The organism is Methyloversatilis sp. (assembly GCF_051861465.1).
Classification (GTDB): domain Bacteria; phylum Pseudomonadota; class Gammaproteobacteria; order Burkholderiales; family Rhodocyclaceae; genus Methyloversatilis.
Window position 1 is genome coordinate 1 of record NZ_JBHYCQ010000014.1, and the last position, 18,132, is coordinate 18,132.

Annotated in this window: 17 protein-coding genes; 7 read left to right on the top strand and 10 right to left on the bottom strand. The window is 67.9% G+C overall.

Translation table 11 applies throughout. From position 1 onward, the window contains the following. The first annotated feature begins 41 nt into the window (after positions 1 to 41). Positions 42 to 311 (top strand): hypothetical protein, encoded by a 270-nt coding sequence (locus ACTIFF_RS16475; protein WP_439537808.1) that lies wholly within the window; start codon positions 42 to 44, stop codon positions 309 to 311. Between the two features lie 42 nt (positions 312 to 353). Here ACTIFF_RS16475 and lolD read toward each other — a convergent pair whose 3' ends face one another. The 3 genes from lolD to ACTIFF_RS16490 all read right to left on the bottom strand — a co-directional run bounded on the left by lolD (position 354) and on the right by ACTIFF_RS16490 (position 3,139). Then, positions 354 to 1,025: a lipoprotein-releasing ABC transporter ATP-binding protein LolD gene (gene lolD / locus ACTIFF_RS16480; RefSeq protein ID WP_439537809.1), complete on the bottom strand. Its 672-nt coding sequence runs from the start codon at positions 1,023 to 1,025 to the stop codon at positions 354 to 356. Then, on the bottom strand, positions 1,018 to 2,262 hold the full coding sequence (locus ACTIFF_RS16485; RefSeq protein ID WP_439537810.1) for a lipoprotein-releasing ABC transporter permease subunit: 1,245 nt from the start codon (positions 2,260 to 2,262) through the stop codon (positions 1,018 to 1,020). Before ACTIFF_RS16485 ends, lolD begins: the two co-directional genes overlap by 8 nt. Before the next feature lie 274 nt (positions 2,263 to 2,536). Beyond that, positions 2,537 to 3,139: a TetR/AcrR family transcriptional regulator gene (locus ACTIFF_RS16490; protein ID WP_439537811.1), complete on the bottom strand. Its 603-nt coding sequence runs from the start codon at positions 3,137 to 3,139 to the stop codon at positions 2,537 to 2,539. A gap of 92 nt (positions 3,140 to 3,231) precedes the next feature. Between ACTIFF_RS16490 and ACTIFF_RS16495 the strand changes: the two genes are divergently transcribed. Further along, positions 3,232 to 3,705 (top strand): DUF1348 family protein, encoded by a 474-nt coding sequence (locus ACTIFF_RS16495; protein ID WP_439537812.1) that lies wholly within the window; start codon positions 3,232 to 3,234, stop codon positions 3,703 to 3,705. Positions 3,706 to 3,845: 140 nt separating this feature from the next. Continuing rightward, on the top strand, positions 3,846 to 4,940 hold the full coding sequence (locus ACTIFF_RS16500; RefSeq protein ID WP_439537813.1) for an NADH:flavin oxidoreductase/NADH oxidase: 1,095 nt from the start codon (positions 3,846 to 3,848) through the stop codon (positions 4,938 to 4,940). A 303-nt stretch (positions 4,941 to 5,243) separates the two neighbouring features. Here ACTIFF_RS16500 and ACTIFF_RS16505 read toward each other — a convergent pair whose 3' ends face one another. Both ACTIFF_RS16505 and ACTIFF_RS16510 read right to left on the bottom strand, forming a co-directional pair. After that, complete coding sequence (locus tag ACTIFF_RS16505) at positions 5,244 to 6,785, bottom strand: glucan 1,3-beta-glucosidase (protein ID WP_439537814.1); 1,542 nt, start codon at positions 6,783 to 6,785, stop codon at positions 5,244 to 5,246. Positions 6,786 to 6,800: 15 nt separating this feature from the next. Next, positions 6,801 to 9,404, bottom strand: coding sequence for a glycosyltransferase (locus ACTIFF_RS16510; protein WP_439537815.1), 2,604 nt, complete (start codon positions 9,402 to 9,404; stop codon positions 6,801 to 6,803). 186 nt (positions 9,405 to 9,590) lie between these two features. On the opposite strand from ACTIFF_RS16510, the gene ACTIFF_RS16515 reads away from it, so the two are divergent. From ACTIFF_RS16515 to ACTIFF_RS16525, 3 genes are all read left to right on the top strand, one after another. Further along, positions 9,591 to 9,977, top strand: coding sequence for a hypothetical protein (locus ACTIFF_RS16515; protein WP_439537816.1), 387 nt, complete (start codon positions 9,591 to 9,593; stop codon positions 9,975 to 9,977). Between the two features lie 93 nt (positions 9,978 to 10,070). Further along, positions 10,071 to 10,796: a response regulator gene (locus tag ACTIFF_RS16520; protein WP_439537817.1), complete on the top strand. Its 726-nt coding sequence runs from the start codon at positions 10,071 to 10,073 to the stop codon at positions 10,794 to 10,796. Continuing rightward, complete coding sequence (locus ACTIFF_RS16525; protein ID WP_439537818.1) at positions 10,793 to 12,211, top strand: ATP-binding protein; 1,419 nt, start codon at positions 10,793 to 10,795, stop codon at positions 12,209 to 12,211. Before ACTIFF_RS16520 ends, ACTIFF_RS16525 begins: the two co-directional genes overlap by 4 nt. Before the next feature lie 242 nt (positions 12,212 to 12,453). On the opposite strand, the gene ACTIFF_RS16530 is transcribed toward ACTIFF_RS16525, so the two are convergent. Beyond that, complete coding sequence (locus ACTIFF_RS16530; protein ID WP_439537819.1) at positions 12,454 to 13,287, bottom strand: tetratricopeptide repeat protein; 834 nt, start codon at positions 13,285 to 13,287, stop codon at positions 12,454 to 12,456. 186 nt (positions 13,288 to 13,473) lie between these two features. Between ACTIFF_RS16530 and ACTIFF_RS16535 the strand changes: the two genes are divergently transcribed. Beyond that, positions 13,474 to 15,618, top strand: coding sequence for a 4Fe-4S binding protein (locus ACTIFF_RS16535; protein ID WP_439537820.1), 2,145 nt, complete (start codon positions 13,474 to 13,476; stop codon positions 15,616 to 15,618). Here ACTIFF_RS16535 and moaE read toward each other — a convergent pair whose 3' ends face one another. The 4 genes from moaE to mobB are packed head-to-tail and all read right to left on the bottom strand — an operon-like array spanning position 15,619 to position 18,057. Further along, the gene (gene moaE / locus ACTIFF_RS16540; RefSeq protein ID WP_439537821.1) at positions 15,619 to 16,068 is read right to left on the bottom strand and encodes a molybdopterin synthase catalytic subunit MoaE; all 450 of its coding nucleotides are present in this window, start codon (positions 16,066 to 16,068) and stop codon (positions 15,619 to 15,621) included. A 13-nt stretch (positions 16,069 to 16,081) separates the two neighbouring features. Further along, complete coding sequence (moaD, locus tag ACTIFF_RS16545; RefSeq protein WP_439537822.1) at positions 16,082 to 16,345, bottom strand: molybdopterin converting factor subunit 1; 264 nt, start codon at positions 16,343 to 16,345, stop codon at positions 16,082 to 16,084. A gap of 3 nt (positions 16,346 to 16,348) precedes the next feature. Then, complete coding sequence (locus ACTIFF_RS16550) at positions 16,349 to 17,566, bottom strand: molybdopterin molybdotransferase MoeA (protein ID WP_439537823.1); 1,218 nt, start codon at positions 17,564 to 17,566, stop codon at positions 16,349 to 16,351. Next, on the bottom strand, positions 17,563 to 18,057 hold the full coding sequence (gene mobB, locus ACTIFF_RS16555; protein WP_439537824.1) for a molybdopterin-guanine dinucleotide biosynthesis protein B: 495 nt from the start codon (positions 18,055 to 18,057) through the stop codon (positions 17,563 to 17,565). The genes ACTIFF_RS16550 and mobB overlap by 4 nt, the downstream gene beginning before the upstream one ends. Positions 18,058 to 18,132 lie beyond the last annotated feature (75 nt).

Genomic DNA, 18,132 nt, shown 5'->3' on the forward strand with positions numbered 1-18,132 from the left:
GGCCGCCGCTGCCATAGACCAGAATCGAAGTGGAGACTGCGATGACCCTGACCGTTGAAAAACTCGATGTCTACATGCAATTCAAGGGTGACCTCGATGGTCGCACGCGCAGCGCGGCCAGCGCATCGCGGCAGGCGCTCAGTGACGACGAGTGGTATCTGATCGACGAGCTGTTGATGCAGCTTGGCAATGTGCACGCCGGCCACGCCTCGGCTGGTTTCATTGCCCGGCTGGAGGCGCGACTGCAGTCGGTCACCGCTGACGAAGCAACGCGCGACACCCTGCGCGCCCTTGCCCGCCGATCCGTCTGAAACCGCAGGCGCCGCCACCTGCACCTTGAATCTTGAATCTGCCTAGAGCCGGCCGTCGACCAGCCGCACGATGCGGTCCGCCCGTGCGGCGAGCCGCTCGTCGTGGGTGACGATGACGAAGCTGGTGCCGCGCGTGCGGCTCAGCGTCAGCATCAGGTCGAACACGCCGTCGGCGGTCTTGCTGTCGAGATTGCCGGTCGGCTCGTCAGCCAGCACGCACGCGGGCTGAGTCACCAGTGCGCGCGCGATCGCCACCCGCTGACGTTCGCCGCCGGACAATTCGCCCGGCTGATGTTCCACTCGATGCGCCAGCCCGACTTCGGCCAGCATGGCGGCCGCGGCTTCGCGCGCCTGCGGCCTTGACTGACGGCGGATCATCAGCGGCATCGCGACGTTGTCGAGCGCGGAGAACTCGGCCAGCAGATGATGGAACTGGTAGACGAAGCCCAGCGAGCGGTTGCGCAGCGCGCCGCGCGCCGCCTCGCCCAGCGTCGAATACTGCTGCCCCAGCAGCGACACGCTGCCCGCACTCGGCGTATCCAGCCCGCCCAGCAGGTGCAGCAAGGTGCTCTTGCCCGACCCGCTGGCGCCGACGATCGCCACGCGCTCGCCGCGCAGCACCGCCAGATCGACACCGGACAGCACCGGCACTTCGACCTTGCCCTGATGGAACACCTTGGTCAGCCCCTCGCACTTCAGCACGATCTCATTCATAGCGCAGCGCCTCCGCCGGCTGCACGCGCGACGCGCGCCAGCTCGGGTACAGCGTCGCGGCCAGCGTCAGCAGGCCGCCGATGACGGTCACCGTCAGCACGTCGGACCACAGGATTTCGGAGGGCAGCTCGGGGATGAAATACACCTCGGCCGACCACAGCGACACGCCGGCGATGGCTTCGATGACCGGCACCACGACGTCGAGATTGGACGCCAGCGCCACACCGCCGGCCACGCCGAGCAGCAGGCCGCCGCCGCCGATGATGGCGCCCTGTACGATGAACACCGCCATCATGCTGGCCGGGCTGGCGCCCAGCGTGCGCAAAATGGCGATGTCCGCCTGCTTGTCGGTCACCACCATGATGAGCATGGACACGATGTTGAACGCCGCCACCGCGACGATCAGCATCAGGATGATGAACATCATGTTCTTCTCGATCGCGATGGCGCGGAAGAAATTGGCGTGCTGGCGCGTCCAGTCGCCGACCAGCAGACCGTCGCCCGACATCTGCGCGTGCAGATCGCGTGCCACGCGCGGCGCATCGAACAGATCGCCCAGCTTGAGCCGCACGCCCGACACGCGGTCTTCCATGCGATACAGCGTCTGCGCGTCCTGCATGTGGATCAGCGCCAGACTGGCGTCGTACTCGAAATGCCCGGCCTCGAACACGCCGAGCACGGTGAATTGCTTCAGCCGCGGCAGGACCGCCGCCGGCGTCACCAGACCCTGCGGCGCGATCAGCGTCACCTTCTCGCCGACCTGGACGCGCAACGCGCGCGCCAGTTCGATGCCCAGCACCACGCCGAACCCGCCCGGCTGCAGGTCGGCGAGATTGCCGGCACGCATGTGCTGGCTGAAATCGGCAACGCCATCTTCGGCCGCCGGCAGCACGCCGCGCACCATGGCGCCGCGCACTGTCTGGTCGAAGCTCAGCATGGCCTGCTCGCTGACATAGGGCGCTGCGGCCTTCACATCCTTGTTCTGCAGCGCGCGATCGGCCACCTGCTGCCAGTCGGTCAGTTCGTTGTCGTAGCCGGTGATCTGTACGTGTGACGCCACGCCGAGGATGCGGGTGCGCAACTCCTTCTGGAATCCGTTCATCACCGACAGCACCGTGATCAGCGCTGCAATGCCCAGCGCCAGACCGAGCGTGGAAATCAGGGAAATGAAGGAAATGAAGCCGTTGCGCCGTTTCGCCCGCACATAGCGCAGGCCGAGCAGGATTTCATAGTTCATGGGGCAAGGATGGTACCGGTATCGGCGAGAGCGCGTCGTCCGCATCCGCTGACACGGCGAGCGAAATGGTTGCCCGGATGCGACGCTGCGAAGGGGAGCCGAGGGAGAGAGCTGCGCGCGGCCGCTGTGGAAGCGGCGTCTCGGGTGTTTCGGCGCGGCCGCAACCGCGGGGGTGGGGGAGCGACGATCCACGGCTGGCCCTGCATGGCCAGCCGTGGATCGCCGCTCCCACAGCCGCTCCGTCAGCCGCTCCACAGTCAGCGGTCCGGGACCCTCAAGCCCGTTCGCCGCCGGCATCCGACAGGGTGCGCGCAAACAGCCTGTGCAGCGCGCCGCACGCCGCGTCCGCGCCTTCCATCTGCGCCCGCACGATGGCGCCTTCGATGGCCAGCAGCAGGTCGGCCGCCACGTCTCCGGGACCGGCCAGGCCGGCGTCTTCACACTGCTGTTCGATGCGCGCGGCCAGTTCGCGCTTGTGCGTCACCGTCATCGCCGGCGCGTCGGGTCCGGCTTCGGCGTGACCGTTGATGAAGGCGCAGCCGCGGAAGCCGGGCGTGCGGAACCAGTCATCGAGCGCGTCGGGCAGCGCAGCGAGCCAGTCGCGCGGCGAGCTCAACCCGCCGAGCCGACCTTCCAGCCAGGCCATCCAGCGCGCATGGCGCAGGTCGAGACAGGCGTCGATCAACGCCTGCTTGGACGGAAAGTGACGGTAGAAGGACATCTTGGCCACGCCCGACTCGGCGATGATGCGGTCGATGCCGGTGGCGCGCAGGCCATGCCGGTAGAACAGCCGGTAGGCGGTTTCGAGCACGCGGGTACGCGCGTCCTGCTCCGGCAGCGGGCCGGAGCCGGCAAGGTCGTCGAGGGTGAAGGTCATGCGCCATGTTGACAGACAGACCTGTCTTGTTCAAGCATGTAGACAGATCTGTATCCCCGTCCTTTTTCCAACCCTGCACGATGGAGCCCGCCATGACCGACGCCCCCCGCCCGCCGCTGCCGCCCTTCACCGCCGACACCGCCGCACAGAAGGTACGCGCCGCCGAAGACGGCTGGAACAATCGCGACCCGCACAAGGTGTCGCTCGCCTATACGCCGGACAGCCGCTGGCGCAACCGCTCGGAATTCATCAACGGACGCGCCGGAATCGTCGATTTCCTGACCCGCAAGTGGGCGAAGGAACATGAATACCGGCTGATCAAGGAGCTGTGGTGCACCGGCGGCAACTGCATCGCCGTGCGTTTCGCCTACGAATGGCACGACGCCGACGGCCAGTGGTTCCGTTCCTACGGCAACGAGAACTGGGAATTCGACGAACGTGGCCTGATGGCGCGCCGCCACGCCAGCATCAACGATCTGCCGATCAGCGAAGCCGATCGGCTGTTCCGCTGGCCGCAGGGTCGCCGACCCGACGACCACCCGGGGCTGAGCGAACTCGGACTCTGATGCTGCGCTGACTTTTCGTCACCGCCTTTTCGTCACCGCCTTTTCGTCACCGCCTTTTCGTCCTTTCGCCGACCTGACGGTGGCGCGCCCGGGCCGCCGTCAGGGATACTGCACGCCTCCATCAACACGCCCCCTCCCCCATGTCCAGCCTGCTTTTCCAGCCCTATGCCCTCGGCCCGCTGCAGCTCCCCAACCGTATCCTGATCGCACCGATGTGCCAGTACTCGGCGCAGGACGGCTGCGCCACCGACTGGCATCTGATGCATCTGGGCCAGCTGGCGCTGTCCGGCGCCGGCCTGCTGATCATCGAAGCGTCGGCGGTCGAGCCGGAAGGCCGCATTTCGGCGCAGGACCTCGGCCTGTGGTCCGACGCCAACGAAGCGGCGCTGGCGCGCGTACTCGAGGCGGTGCGCGCGCATTCGAACATGCCGATCGCGATCCAGATCGGTCACGCCGGGCGCAAGGCGTCGGTCGCGCGGCCATGGGAAGGCGGTGCTCAGATCGCACCCTCGACCGGAGGCTGGCAGACCGTGGCGCCGTCGGCACAGCCGCATGCCCCGGGCGAACACCCGCCGGTCGCCCTCGATGCCGCAGGCCTCGATCGCATCCGTACGGCGTTCGCCGACACCGCCCGCCGCGCGGCGCGGCTCGGACTGGACGCGATCGAAGTGCATGCCGCGCACGGCTATCTGCTGCACCAGTTCCTGACCCCGCTGGCCAACGCACGCGGCGACGAATACGGCGGTTCGCTCGACAACCGCATGCGCTTTCCGCTCGAAGTGTTCGACGCCGTGCGTGCCGCCTTTCCGGCCGACAAGCCGGTCGGCGTGCGCATCTCCGCCAGCGACTGGGTGGACGGCGGCTGGCATGTCGATCAGAGCGTCGTCTTCACGCAGGCACTGAAGGCGCGCGGCGCGGCGTACATCCACGTGTCGAGCGGCGGCGCCTCGCCGCTGCAGCAGATTCCGGCGGTGCCCGGCTACCAGGTCGCGTTCGCAGAACGCATCAAGCGCGACGGCGGCCTGCCGACCATCGCGGTCGGCCTGATCACCGAAGCGGAACAGGCCGAAGCCATCCTCGCCAGCGGTCAGGCCGATCTGGTCGCACTCGCCCGCGCCATGCTTTATGACCCGCGCTGGCCCTGGCACGCCGCTGCGAAGCTGGGCGCGCAGGTCGACGCCGCACCGCAGTACCTGCGCTGCCAACCAAGGGAATTCAAGACGCTGTTCCGCTGAATGCAAGAAGGAGACGGCAGGAAGGCTGCCGTCTCGCAGCAGCTCGCGTGCCATGGGAGCTATTGCTGTGGCAGCGGCGGCCTGTGGGAGCGGCGTCCCCGCCGCGATCGTGCCGCGACCGTCGTTGTGCGAAGTACGTATCGCGGCGAGGGCGGAGCGGGAGTTTCGGCGAGCACTGCTCGCCGCCCGCAGAGCCGGCTGGCCATGCAGGGCCAGCAGTGGATCGCCGCTCGATCGCCGCTCCCACAGGGCCGGTGCCAATCTCAGCGAGGGCGCCGCTCCCCCTTGCGAGCCTGCTTCGGCTCAGTACCCGCGTTCCCGGCGCAGCACGAATGCGCTCGCCATCACGAGCGTGAGCGCGAGCCAGGCGAGCGCCTGCGGATTGCGCCAGTCGGCGAGCCAGGCGACGGCACTGCCGATCACCGCGACGGCGGCAAACAACGTGCCTTCCGGCAGAGGGGGCAAAGGCGCCAGCCGCGCGGCGGCGGCGGCCAGACCCCACTGCACCGCCGGCAGCAGGAACAGCAGGAAGGGAAAGTCGCGGTAACGGCCGTCGACGGCCAGCAACAGACCGCTGAATGCGAGTCCGAACAGCAGCACCCGGGCCGCAAGGCGCACCGCCTCGCCGGGGCGACCGTGCAGCGTCCAGGGCAGCGCGGCCCACATCAGCCAGCCGGCCGCCGCGACCACGCCCATGGCGGCCCATTCGAGCGGGCTGCGACAGGCCAGTGCGAGATATTCGAACTGCAGCGGTGCGATGACACCGGCCAGCACGCCTGACACAGCGAACGCGACCGTCGCGGCCGGCCGGCGCACGCGGCCCAGCGTCGACAAGACGAGCGCCAGCGCCAGACCCGCCGCACCGGCAACCAGCGGCTGCGGCCCGTCGACCCGCGCAGCCAGCGGTCCCTGCCATGCAAACTTGGCGTGGCCGTCCGAATCGAGCAGGCCCCAGAAGCCGCCCACCGTGCCCTCCAGCCGGCGCTTCCACGGCTGGTCGAACGCTTCGATCAGGTTGTACTGCCAGCCGTGCGTCTGCGCGGCGATGACGAATTCGCGCAGGTAGCGCGCCTGTTCGAGCACGCCGGGGCGCGCGCCGTCGCGCTGCTTGCCGACGCTGGGCCAGCCGGTTTCACCGATCAGAAGCGGCTTGTCGAAGGCGGCGTCGACCGTCTTCATCACCTCTTCCACATGGGCAATGGCGCGGTCGATCGGCTGCGGCTCGTCTTCCCAGTAGGGCAGCACATGCACGGTGACGAAATCGACCGACTGCGCGAGGTCCTTGTTCATCAGCCAGAACTCCCACACGTCGGCGTAGGTGACCGGCACATTCGTTGCGGCCTGCGCACGTTCAATATAGGAGCGCATGGCGTCCGGCGTCTGTTCGCGTCGCAGCAGCACCTCGTTGCCGACGATCAGGCCGCGCACCACGTCCGGGTGACGGTTGGCCAGTTCGATGGCCTGCGCCAGTTCGCGGTCGTTCTTCACCTTGTCGCCGCCGATCCAGGCGCCCAGCAGCACCTTCAGGCCGTGCTTGCCGGCCAGTTCGGGGACGTGGTGCAGGCCCTGATCGACCGAATACAGCCGCACACAGCCGGAAATCTCGGCCAGTCGCGCCAGATCGGCGTCTATCCGCTCGCGCGTGACCCGGAAGTCCGGCTGCAGCGGCGATTCACCCGGGCGGTAATAGGGCGCATAGGACACGCACTGCAGCGGACCCGCCTCCGCCGGCACGTCGGCCAGCGGCTGCGCCACATTGCGCTGCCACAGCCAGACCGCCAGCAGCACGAGGACGAGGGCATGGACAAGTGCAAAGCGCACCCAGCGCGGCGCGGAACGGTTCATGCGTTCAGTGACCGGTCACGCGGCCTGGGCCTGCGCCGGCAGCGGCTCGGCTTTTTCCGGCAACTGGGCGATGAACTGGCAGCCCACGGCGGCGAGATAGGGCAGCGACTGCAGACCCAGCATGGTCACCCACAGCACGACTTCGATGTTCTGCGTACCGCGCATCATGATCATGGCCCAGGCGGCGGCGATCAGCGCCAGCAGCAGATACGTTTCCTCGCGAATCGGCTGGAAGAACTGGGCCAGACCGCTTTCGCCCCTGCCCTTGGCGGTGCGCAGGAACACGCCACGCTTGTGCGTCAGCCCCGCGATCACGCCGCGCGCGATCGAATGCGACAGGCCGAGGCTGACCAGCGACGCGCCGGCAATGTCGGCCCACGGACAGTCCATCGCGCGCCGGTAAAGGATCGGACCCATCGCCGCCTTGGCGACCAGCAGCCCGAGCACCGGCGCCAGCATGATGGTGACCGGCAGCGAAAACAGCTTGGGCCAGATGAGCATCGCCGCCGTCCAGGCGATGGCACCCATCGCGAACACCAGCTGCAGCGCGTCGCCGAACCACGAAAACCAGCCGGTGATGAAGTGATAGCGCTGGCCGCTGTCGAGCTTGCTGCGACCGAACAGCGAACGCCAGTGGCCTTTCAGGATCTGCATCGCGCCGAACGCCCAGCGGAAGCGTTGCGACTTCAGCGCAGCAAAGCTGGCCGGCGTCAGTCCGCGGCCGAACACGCGGTCGATGTAGCGCAGTTCGTCGCCGTTTTCGAGCAGGCGCAGGCCCAGTTCGGTGTCTTCGCAGATGCACCACTCCGACCAGCTGCCCGAGCTCTCCAGGCGCGAACGGCGCACCAGCGTCATCGTGCCGTGCTGGATCAGCGCATTGCGCTCGTGGCGATGGTGCATGCCGATGCGGAAGAAGCCTTCGAATTCCCAGTTGCACATGCGGCGGAACGGGTGGCGCTCCCATTCGCGGTGCGCCTGCGGCGCCTGCACGACGGCGACCTTTTCGTCATGGAAGTGCGGAATCAATGCACTGAGCCAGTCCGGCGTGACGACGTAGTCGGCATCGACCACGCCGACCACGGTGGCCCGCGGGTCGGTCTGCTTCAGGCCGAAATTCAGCGCGCCGGCCTTGAAGCCGGGCCACGGCGACAGATGGAAGAAGCGGAAGCGCGGGCCCAGTTCGGCCATGCGCGCCTCGACCGGCTTCCACAGCGCCTCATCCTTGGTGTTGTTGTCGATCACCAGCACTTCAAAGTTCTGGTAATCCATGGCCGCCAGACTGTCGATGGTGGCAATCACCATTTCCGGCGGCTCGTTGCAGCAGGCCAGATGCACCGACACGAACGGTTGCTGCTCGGGCGGCAGCGGTTCGGCCGCCTTGTAGGCGCGACGCCAGCGCGCCTTGAAGAACACTTCGGCGAATTCGAAGCCATTGGTCAGCAGCACGCCCGCGGTCAGCATGACGCCGAACACCAGGCCGATCAGCGCCGTGAGGTCGCGCAGCGTGAAGTAGTAATCCGCCGGCAGCCGGGCCGAAATGACGATGGCGGTGACGCAGGCCTGCACCAGCACGCACATCCACAGCAGGCCGAACATGCTCATGCCGCGCTGTGCGAGGCACAGCAGCAGCATCGGCACCAGTGCGAACACGGTGGCGACGATGGCGTCGTCGATCCAGCCGCTGTTGCGGTCCACGCTGCCTTCGAGCGGGAACTTCAACTGGCGGTCGGCGTTGAACATGCCCCAGTAGGCACCGGCCCAGCCTTCGATCTCGATCTTCCACGGCTGGTCGTAGGCCTCGATCAGGAAGTAGTCCAGATTCTTGCACAGCGAACGGAACAGGAATTCGCGCACGAAGCGCGCCTGGTTCTCTTCCGACGCCACCGCGGCCTGGATGGTCGGCCCCTTGCTCGGCCAGCCGATTTCGCCGATCAGGATGGCTCTGCCGGGAAAGGCATCCAGCAGTTCCTGATAGCGCGCCATCGCATAATCGACCGCCTTGTCCGCCGGTACCCCCTCGTGATACGGCAGCAGGTGCACGGCCAGATAGTCGACGTGGTCGGCCAATTCGGGGTTCTTCAGCCAGACGTGCCAGGGCTCGGCGGTGGATACCGGCAGATCGCTCGCCTCGCGCACCTCGTCCAGGTACTCGATCATTTCCGGAATCGTCACGTCGGCGCGCAGCAGCGATTCGTTGCCCACCATCAGCCGGTCGATGTTGCCATGCAGACGCGCGTCCGCCAGCAGCGCGCCGATCTCCCGGCGGTTGCGCACCTTGTCGGTATCGATCCACGCACCGGCCGTGACCTTCAGGTCGTTCTGGCCGGCCAGATCCGACACCTCCGGGTTTTCGGTCGAGTTGTAGGTGCGGATGCGGTGGGCGATGCCGCCGAGTTGCGTCAGGTCCTGCGCAATCTCGTCGTACGAGGGATAGATGCCGCGCAGCGGCGTCTGGTCACGGCGGTAGGGGCTGTACGAGAAGCCGTCGATGTAGTCGAGCGGTTCGACCAGACTGACCGGCCGGTTCATCACCGCCCACAGGCCGAAGTGGATCGCGGCGACGCCGCCCGCCACGAACAGCGCCATCAGTATCCGGGCGAACGAAATCTGTCTTTTCATGCGCGGTGTGCGAACGCGCCCTGAAGCGTCGGACGCGGAATTTCCGGTAAGGTTGGGGTGTGCACAAGTCGCCTTTCTGACCCGTCGTACATATCTTCGAACGACCTGTTGTTGCAGCGCGGCGATGCTAACACAGCGAAAATCCGTTGCCCTGTGGCGACGGACTCCGCCTACACTCCCCCGCCCATGAACCGACACCTGTTTCACCACAACGCGCCGCTGACCGGCCTCATCGTCGCCTTCGCCGCCGCCGTCGCGGCCAGCGTGGCGCTGCGCTACGGACTGATGGAATCCGACGCGCTGCACGGCCTGTGCGCCGCGGCGAGTGACGACTGGCGCTGCGCTGCTAGGCGCTACGCGCCGCAGCTGTTCATCGACCAGCGCATCGGCTGGCTGGCGCTGGCGGCCGGCGCACTGGCGATGGCGACGCGCATCCCCGCGCTGGCGGCAGCGGCCTTGATCAGCGGCGGGGCCGGCCTGATCCTGTACAGCGCCGACTACGCCGCCGCCGGGCTGCTGCTTGGTCTGATCGCGCTCACATCGACCCGGTCACGCCGCAGTCACGCGCACTGACTGCGCAGTGCAATTGTTAACAGCGCGTAAACCGGCTGTGTGGATTTGTCCGGTTTGCATTCGGGCGGCCGGCAAGCCGCTAAGCTTGCATGCATGAACACCGCCAATCCCAAGCCGCGCATCCTGGTCGTCGATGACGACCCCGACCTGCGCGAGCTGCTGCGCGACTATCTGGGCAAGCAGGACATGGACGTGCGCACCGTGGCGGACGGCCCGGGCCTGCGCGCCGCACTCGCCCACGAAGCGTGCGACCTGCTGATTCTCGACGTGATGCTGCCCGGTGATGACGGGCTCGCGCTGTGCCGCGAAATCCGCGCGAAATCGCGTCTGCCCATCCTGATGCTGACCGCGCGCGGCGACGAGCTCGACCGCATCATCGGTCTCGAAATGGGTGCCGACGACTACCTGCCGAAGCCTTTTCACCCGCGCGAACTGCTGGCCAGGGTGCGCAGCATCCTGCGCCGCGCGCCGGAACACCCGGACGGTGACGGCAATGTGCGCGCGCTGAAATTCGCCGGCTGGACACTCGACCTGGGCGCACGCCACCTGGTGGATGCCCAGGGCGTCGTGACACCGCTGTCGAGCGGCGAATTCCGCATGCTGAACGCGCTGGCCGAAAGCCCCAACCGGGTGCTGTCTCGCGATCAGCTGATGGACGTGCTGGCCGGTCGCAGCGCCGGTCCGTTCGATCGCACGGTCGACGTGATGATCAGCCGGCTGCGCCGCCGGCTCGGCGACGACGGGCGCGAACCGCGCATCATCCGCACGCTGCGCAGCGAAGGCTATGTGCTGTCGGTACCGGTGGAGAAGCACGTTTGAGCACGTTTTTTTCGCGCCTGATGCCGCGCACGCTGTTCGGCCAGATCCTGCTGACCTTGCTCGGCGGCCTGCTGGTGGCCAATGGCGTCGGTCTCTGGCTGGTGGTGGACGACCGCGTGCGTCTGTCGCGTCAGGTGCGCAGCGAATACGCCGCGACGCGGGTGGCCGAATCGATCGCGTTGATCAATGACACCGCGCCGGCCGGACGAGCCCGCCTGGTGCGGCTGCTGGAAAGTCCGAGCACCGCGCTGTCGCTCGACGAGCCCTGGTATGACGATGCACGACCGGTTGACGAGGACTTCGAAACGTTCGCCAACAAGGTGGGCGAACGCATTGCGGGGCGGCATGTGCATCAGGTGATCACGCTGGAACGCCCGAAAGCGTCGGCGGGCGTACCGGCCGGTGACGCGCTGCCGCTGCGCCCGCCGCCCCCGCCGCCACCGGCCCTGGCCCGGCTGCTCGCGAAGCCGCACGCGGACAACGTGTCGACCCAGGCGCGTCTGAACGACGGCACGGTGCTCACCTTCCGCTATTCGCCGCCACCCGCGGTGGCCGAGCGGCCGCTGCGCATCATCGGCAGCCTGCTGCTGGTGGGCATCGTCGTCAGCCTGCTGTCGATCTGGGTGGTGCGCCGGCTGACCCGGCCGCTCGACATGTTCGCGCGCGCCGCAGACGGACTGGCGCGCGACCTCGAACAGGCGCCGCTCGGCGAATCCGGTCCGCGCGAGGTCGCCGGCGCCGCACGCGCCTTCAACAGCATGCAGCGCGCGCTGCGCACGCTGATCCAGACCCGGGCGCAGGCACTGGCAGGCGTGTCGCATGACCTGCGCCTGCCGATCACCCGGGTGCGACTGCGCCTCGAACAACTGCCCGAAGGGCCGGTGCGCGACGCCATCGAGCGCGATCTGGCCGACATGGAAACGCTGATCGACGACACCCTCGCCTTCCTGCGCGCCGGCGACAGTTCGGAAGCGGCGGCTCCCACCCGGCTCGACGCGCTGGTCGAAGGGGTGGCCGACGACATCGCCGCACTGGGCGCGGATATCGAAGTGAACGGCAGCGTGGCGCAGCCGGTCATCGTGCGGCCGTCGATTACCCGCCGCTGCCTTGCCAATCTGATGGACAACGCGCGCCGCTACGGCGGCGGCAAGATCCGTGTCACCGTGTCGGGCACCGCCACCGAAGCACGGGTGGACATCGACGACGACGGCCCGGGCATTCCGGATGCCGAACGCGAGCGGGTATTCGAACCCTATGTGCGGCTCGAGGCGTCGCGCGCCCGCCACACCGGCGGCAGCGGCCTGGGACTCGCCATCGCCCGCGCCGTGGCCCGGGCGCAGGGCGGCGAAATCACGCTGAGCCGCCGGCCGGAAGGTGGCATGCGCGCCAGTCTGGTGTTGCCGATCGCACCCTGAATCCGCCGGGCCCCGGGCAGCGACCACACCTTCACGTCCCGGCCGAGGGAGCCTGCCGGCCACGAGTTCGGCCCCGGACTTGGCGCCTCGTGTGCCTCGTACGCGGGACCTGGAACCTTGAATGGTGTCCCTGTGGGAGAGGTCCCTGTGGGAGAGGTCCCTGTGGGAGAGGTCCCTGTGGGAGCGGCGGCCTGCTCGCAATGCGGGCATGCCACGGGAAACTGCGCGCCGTCGATCGATCGCTACTTGCGCGCCTGCAGTGCCTCGACCGCAGGCGGGTACTTCTGGTCAGCCGCGCTGTTCAGCCAGCGCAGCGATTCGTCGCTGTTGCGCGACTGGCCGGCGCCGGTCTCGAGCATGACCGACAGCGCGTACTGGGCTTCGGCTTCGCCCTTTTCGGCCGCGACACGGAACAGCCGCGCAGCTTCGGCCAGATCGCGCGGCACGCCGCGACCCGATTCGTAGGCCCAGGCGAGCCGGGTCACGCCGCGCGGGTCGCCCGCATCGGCCAGCGTTCTGTACTGCGACACGGCATCGCCATGCCGGCCATCGGCTTCGAGTTTCCGGGCGTCGGCCAGCGCACGATCGGCAGCACTGCCGCCCGGTACATCGCCCGACAGCGCGGCGAGCTGGGTCAGCGCTTCCTGATCGCCGCCGTCGGCAGCGACCTTCAGCCAGCGCCGCGCGCCATCGGGGTCGGGCGCGCCGAGCTTGCTGGTCTGCAGCAACAGGCCGAGGCGCAGCGCGGCGTTGCGGCTACCGGCCAGCGCCCCCTGTTCGTAGCGGTGGCGCGCCTGCTGTGGGTCACGCGGCTCGCCCAGCCCGTCTTCGGCCAGGATGCCCAGATTGAACCAGGCCTCGCCGCTGCCGCGCTCGGCCAGTACGGTCCAGATGCGTTTGGCGTCGTCGTAATGCGCCATCTTGAATTCGGCGTAGCCCTTGTACAGGCCCCAGGACGGCTTGCGGATGGCTTCGTCGATGTCCGCTTCGGTCAGCGCGAACGCCGATATCGGCAGCAGACCCAAAGCCACGGCGGCATGAAGCAGGAAGCGCGGTCGAAAGCGTTGGATGGTCATGATGCAGGTTCTCCGCAGTGGGTAGCCCGGCCGTGCCGACAGGGTGCGGCAGCGGCTTTCAGGTATGTCATGTTTGCTTGACAGCTTAACGCGCGAAGGAGTTTCCCGCCGGCCGTGGATTTCGATCCGGCCGACGTGTGCTAGCGTCGCGAACCATCGCATCCTCGCCCAGCTCCCTGCCGCACGATGACGCTTTCCCTGTTCGGTCCGATCCGCTTCTTGCTGGCCGCGGCGTTTGCCTGTGCGCTGTGCTTCATGTTGTCCAGCGCGCCCGCCTTCGCCGGCGACATGACGCTGGAGGCGCTGTCGGCGCGCTTTCCGCCGCCGCTGCACGTGCAACCGAAGCTGACCGACATTCCCGCCTGGCCGATCACCAGCGAACTCGAACCGGAAGGCGGGCCGATCGGCTACGTGTTCGAATCGATCGATCTGGCGCCCATCCCGGGGTTCGAAGGCACGCCGATGAACCTGCTGGTGGCGATCGACCGCAAGGGCAACTTCATCGACGTATCGGTGCTGCGCCAGCACGAACCGGTGTTCCTGAGCGGCCTGGGCGAAACGCCGCTGAACGAGTTCGTGCGCCAGTACGCCGGCAAGAACCTGCGCCAGGACTTCACCGTGTCGTCGGCCTACGGCAATACGAAGACCGGCGCCGCCGACAACCGCGTGGTGCTCGATGGCGTCACCAAGGCCACCGCATCGGTGCGCATCGTGAACCAGACCGCGCTGGCCGCCGGGCTTGCGGTGGCGCGCGCCAAGCTCGGTTTCGCCGACCCCGGCACACGCGGTCCGCCCGCCGAAGTGCGCAGCGATGTCTATGAAGCAGTGGACTTTCCGGCGCTGGTCGAGCGCGGCTTGGTCGGGCGTCTGCGCGTGACGCACGCCGAGGCCGAAAAGCTGTTTGCCGGCACCGAAGGCGAAGGCGCCGACGAGGACGCGCTGCGCAGCCCGGGCGACACGCTGATCGAGCTTTACGTCGCCTATCTGAATGCGCCGACCGTCGGCCGGACCGTGCTCGGCGAGACACGCTACGCCGATCTGATGAAAAAGCTCGAACCGGGCCAGCATGCACTGTGGTTCGCCAGCACCGGCCGCGAGGCGGTGCTCGACGACAGCTTCGTACCCGGCACCGCCCCCCCGAAGCTGCAGCTGACCCAGGGTGGCTATCCGGCGGAAATGCGCGATCTGGTGTTCGAGCACCCGGCGCCGCCCGGCGCGCCCGCCTTCAATGCATCGGGTGTGTTCCGCGTCTATGCCGCGTCCAATCTCGACCCGGCGCAGCCGCTGCAGGTCACGCTGACGCTGACCCGCGCCAAGGGCATCATGCTGCCGCGCATCACCAACCAGACCGTGGCGCTCGACTACGCGCTGCCCGAGCGGCTGTTCATCTATCCGCCCAAGCCGCTGCCGGAATGGCTGATCGCCTGGCAGGGCCGCTGGCCGGATCTGGCGCTGATCGGCGCCGCGCTCGTGCTGCTGTCGGTGGTGCTGGCAAAACCGCAGTGGATGGCGAAGGATGCGCGCCGGCTGGTGTGGTTCCGCAGCAGCTTCCTGCTGTTCACGCTGGTGTTCATCGGCTGGTATGCGCAGGGCCAGCTGTCCATCGTGCAGATCACCGGCGCGATCAAGACGCTGGTCGCTGGCCAGAGCCTGAAGAGCTTCCTGTACGACCCGGTATCGCTGCTCATCATCGCCTTCACGCTGGTGAGTTTTTTCATCTGGGGGCGCGGCACCTTCTGCGGCTGGCTGTGCCCGTTCGGCGCGCTGCAGGAATTCGTCGCGATGGCGGCGCAGAAGCTGCGCGTGCCGCAGATCCGCCTGCCCGCGCGGCTCGCGCGGGTGCTCGATCGTGGCCGCTACGTCATCCTGCTCGTGCTGGTGGTGGCGGCAGGCGTCGCGCCTGATCTGGCGACCGGGCTGGTCGAGGTGGAACCGTTCAAGACCGCCATCACGGTGGGATTCGACCGCACCTGGCCCTATGTGGCCTGGGCGATCGGCCTGATGCTGGCCGGCGCGTTCAGCTACAAGTTCTTCTGCCGCTATGTGTGTCCGCTCGGCGCGGCCATGGCGCTCGGTGGCAAGCTGCGCCGCTTCGACTGGCTGGCGCGGCGGGTGGAGTGCGGCAAGCCGTGTCAGACCTGTCGTCACCGCTGCCAGTACGACGCGATCGAGCGCAGCGGCGACATCCGCTACGACGACTGTTTCCAGTGCCTCGACTGCGTCGGCATCCACGCCGACGAAAAACGCTGCGCGCCGGTGCTGCTGTATGCGAAGAAGGGCCGCACGGTGAAGCCCTTTCCGTTGCCGGTCAGGGTCGAAGGCGGCGCCTGATCAGTCCCAGCGCCGGGCGGCGCTGTCGTCGGTGTCGCGCGCATCGACCCAACGGCTGCCGTCCGGCGTGTCCTCGCGCTTCCAGAACGGGGCGCGCGTCTTCAGGTAGTCCATGATGAATTCGCACGCCGCGAAGGCTTCGCCGCGGTGACTGCCTGCGACGATGACCAGCACGATGCGGTCGGCCGGTTGCAACAGGCCGACGCGATGGATCACGCGCACCGCGAGAATGTCCCAGCGCGACTTCGCCTGGGCGACGATGTCGTCCAGCGCCGCCTCGGTCATGCCCGGATAGTGTTCGAGCGTCATCGCGTGCACGCCCGAACCGTCGTTCATGTCGCGCACCAGGCCGGTGAAGGTGGCCACCGCGCCGGCGTCGGTGCGGCCGGCCAGCAGCGCGTCGATTTCGGCGCCGATGTCGAAATCGGCTTCGCGGACACTTACGCTCATGCCTGCCTCCCGCTCAGCCGCCGGTGACCGGCGGAAAGAAGGCGACCTCGTCGCCGTCTGCCACCGTCGCGGCCGGATCAGCCATGCGCTGATTGATCGCGGCACGCAGGTTCTTCATCTGCGCCAGCTTCTCCCAGTCGCCGCCGCGGCCGGCGATCAGCGCCCGCACGCCGGCCAGCGTCGTGCAGCCGTCCGGCAGTTCGACCGTTTCGCCCGGGGTGCCGAGCGCTTCGCGCAGCGCGGCGAAATACAGCACTTTGATGGTCTTGTGGGTCATGACTCAGTACAGCAGCGATTCGAAGGACAGGAAAGGCACGGCATCGCCCCGGGCGATCGTCTGCCCGGCCGCGATGTCGGCCAGGCCATCGCCCCATACGGTCGAGGTCAGCACACCGGAACTCTGGTTGTCGAACAGCTCCAGCCCGCCAGTGGCGGTGCGGCGCACGCGCAGGAATTCGCGCCGGCGGTCGGGTTTCGGCCAGTCGAAGTCGGCACGCACCATGAAGGGCAGCGGCGTCACGTCATGCACACCCATGCGGCGCAGGATGAACGGGCGCACCAGCAGCAGGAAGGTGACGAAGCTGGACACCGGATTGCCGGGCAGACCCAGGAAGTCCGCCATGCTGCCATCGGAGCGTTTCACATGGCCGTGCGCCAGCGGCTTGCCCGGCTTCATCGCGATCTTCCAGCTGTCCAGCCCACCTTCGGCTTCGAGCGCCGGCTTGATGTGGTCTTCCTCGCCGACACCGACGCCGCCACTGGTCAGGATGACATCGCAGGTCGCCGCCGCTTCGCGCAGCGCAGCGCGCGTGGCGTCGAGCCGGTCCGGCACGATGCCCAGATCGAGCACTTCGCAACCCAGCGCCTCGCACAGCGCGCGCAGCAGGTAGCGGTTCGAGTTGTAGATGGCGCCCGGGGGCAGCGGCTGGCCCGGCATGACCAGTTCGTCGCCGGTGGAAAAGAGTGCGACGCGCGGCCGGCGCACCACCGGCAGGTCGGCCAGCCCGACCGACGCGGCCAGCCCGACTTCCTGCGCCCGCAGCCGGCTGCCGGCCGCCAGCACCGTGTCGCCGCTGCGAATGTCTTCGCCGGCGCGCCGTATCCACGCGCCGGTCTTCGGTATCTCGTCGAAGCACACGCCGGCATCGGTGGCGCGCGTGGCTTCCTGCATCACGATGGCGTCGGCGCCCGCGGGCACCGGCGCGCCCGTGAAGATGCGCGCACAGGTGCGCGGCGCAAGCGGCGCACCGACGTGTCCGGCCGGAATGCGCTGGCTGACCGGCAGGCAGTCGCCGACCGATTCGAGGTCGGCCACGCGCACCGCGTAACCGTCCATGCTGCTGTTGTCGTGCGGCGGAACCGTGATGGCCGACCGCTGATCGCGTGCCAGCACACGACCGGCCGCATTGAAAGTGCTGACCGTTTCGGTGTCGCCGATCGGGCGAGCAGCATCGAGCAAGCGGGCGAGTGCCGCGTCGAGCGTAAGCATTTCGTTCATCGGAACCCCTGGTGCGTGAGGATGAAGACGGCGATGGCGTCCACATCGTTCAGGTCGAGCCGCGGCAACGGAAGCTCCATCGGCACATCGGTCGCGACCGCGACCACATGCGGATTGTCCGGATACATCAGCGGCCGGTCGTGCGACGGACGGTGGACTTCCAGCTTGGGAATCGGCGATGCCTTGAATCCCTCGACCAGTACCAGATCGCACGGGCTCAGCGCAGCGATCTGCTCATCGAGCGACGGTTCTTCACGGCCGCGCAGTTCGTGCATCAGCACCCAGCGGTTGTTGGACGTGAGCAGCACTTCGGTGCAGCCGGCTTCGCGCAGGCGGAAGGAATCCTTGCCCGGGCGGTCGATGTCGAACCCTGCATGCGCATGCTTGATCAGCGACACAGTCAGCCCTTCCAGCACGAAATGCGGGATGAGCTGTTCGATCAGCGTGGTCTTGCCGGAGCCGCTGTAGCCGGCAAATCCGAAAACTTTCATGGGCTGGGCGATGCACGGAAACCGCGATTATCGCCCAGGCGACCGCACACGCGCACGGCGGCCGCCGCGCCCGCC

Excerpts from the sequence above, each read along its gene's own strand:
- ACTIFF_RS16515 (WP_439537816.1), top strand. The coding sequence starts at position 9,591 with ATGAACCGACACCTGTTTCACCACAACGCGCCGCTGACCGGCCTCATC.
- ACTIFF_RS16495 (WP_439537812.1), top strand. The coding sequence starts at position 3,232 with ATGACCGACGCCCCCCGCCCGCCGCTGCCGCCCTTCACCGCCGACACC.
- mobB (WP_439537824.1), bottom strand. The coding sequence starts at position 18,057 with ATGAAAGTTTTCGGATTTGCCGGCTACAGCGGCTCCGGCAAGACCACG.
- ACTIFF_RS16490 (WP_439537811.1), bottom strand. The coding sequence starts at position 3,139 with ATGACCTTCACCCTCGACGACCTTGCCGGCTCCGGCCCGCTGCCGGAG.
- ACTIFF_RS16530 (WP_439537819.1), bottom strand. The coding sequence starts at position 13,287 with ATGACCATCCAACGCTTTCGACCGCGCTTCCTGCTTCATGCCGCCGTG.
- ACTIFF_RS16550 (WP_439537823.1), bottom strand. The coding sequence starts at position 17,566 with ATGAACGAAATGCTTACGCTCGACGCGGCACTCGCCCGCTTGCTCGAT.
- ACTIFF_RS16485 (WP_439537810.1), bottom strand. The coding sequence starts at position 2,262 with ATGAACTATGAAATCCTGCTCGGCCTGCGCTATGTGCGGGCGAAACGG.
- ACTIFF_RS16505 (WP_439537814.1), bottom strand. The coding sequence starts at position 6,785 with ATGAACCGTTCCGCGCCGCGCTGGGTGCGCTTTGCACTTGTCCATGCC.
- moaD (WP_439537822.1), bottom strand. The coding sequence starts at position 16,345 with ATGACCCACAAGACCATCAAAGTGCTGTATTTCGCCGCGCTGCGCGAA.
- moaE (WP_439537821.1), bottom strand. The coding sequence starts at position 16,068 with ATGAGCGTAAGTGTCCGCGAAGCCGATTTCGACATCGGCGCCGAAATC.
- ACTIFF_RS16520 (WP_439537817.1), top strand. The coding sequence starts at position 10,071 with ATGAACACCGCCAATCCCAAGCCGCGCATCCTGGTCGTCGATGACGAC.
- lolD (WP_439537809.1), bottom strand. The coding sequence starts at position 1,025 with ATGAATGAGATCGTGCTGAAGTGCGAGGGGCTGACCAAGGTGTTCCAT.
- ACTIFF_RS16535 (WP_439537820.1), top strand. The coding sequence starts at position 13,474 with ATGACGCTTTCCCTGTTCGGTCCGATCCGCTTCTTGCTGGCCGCGGCG.
- ACTIFF_RS16475 (WP_439537808.1), top strand. The coding sequence starts at position 42 with ATGACCCTGACCGTTGAAAAACTCGATGTCTACATGCAATTCAAGGGT.
- ACTIFF_RS16500 (WP_439537813.1), top strand. The coding sequence starts at position 3,846 with ATGTCCAGCCTGCTTTTCCAGCCCTATGCCCTCGGCCCGCTGCAGCTC.
- ACTIFF_RS16510 (WP_439537815.1), bottom strand. The coding sequence starts at position 9,404 with ATGAAAAGACAGATTTCGTTCGCCCGGATACTGATGGCGCTGTTCGTG.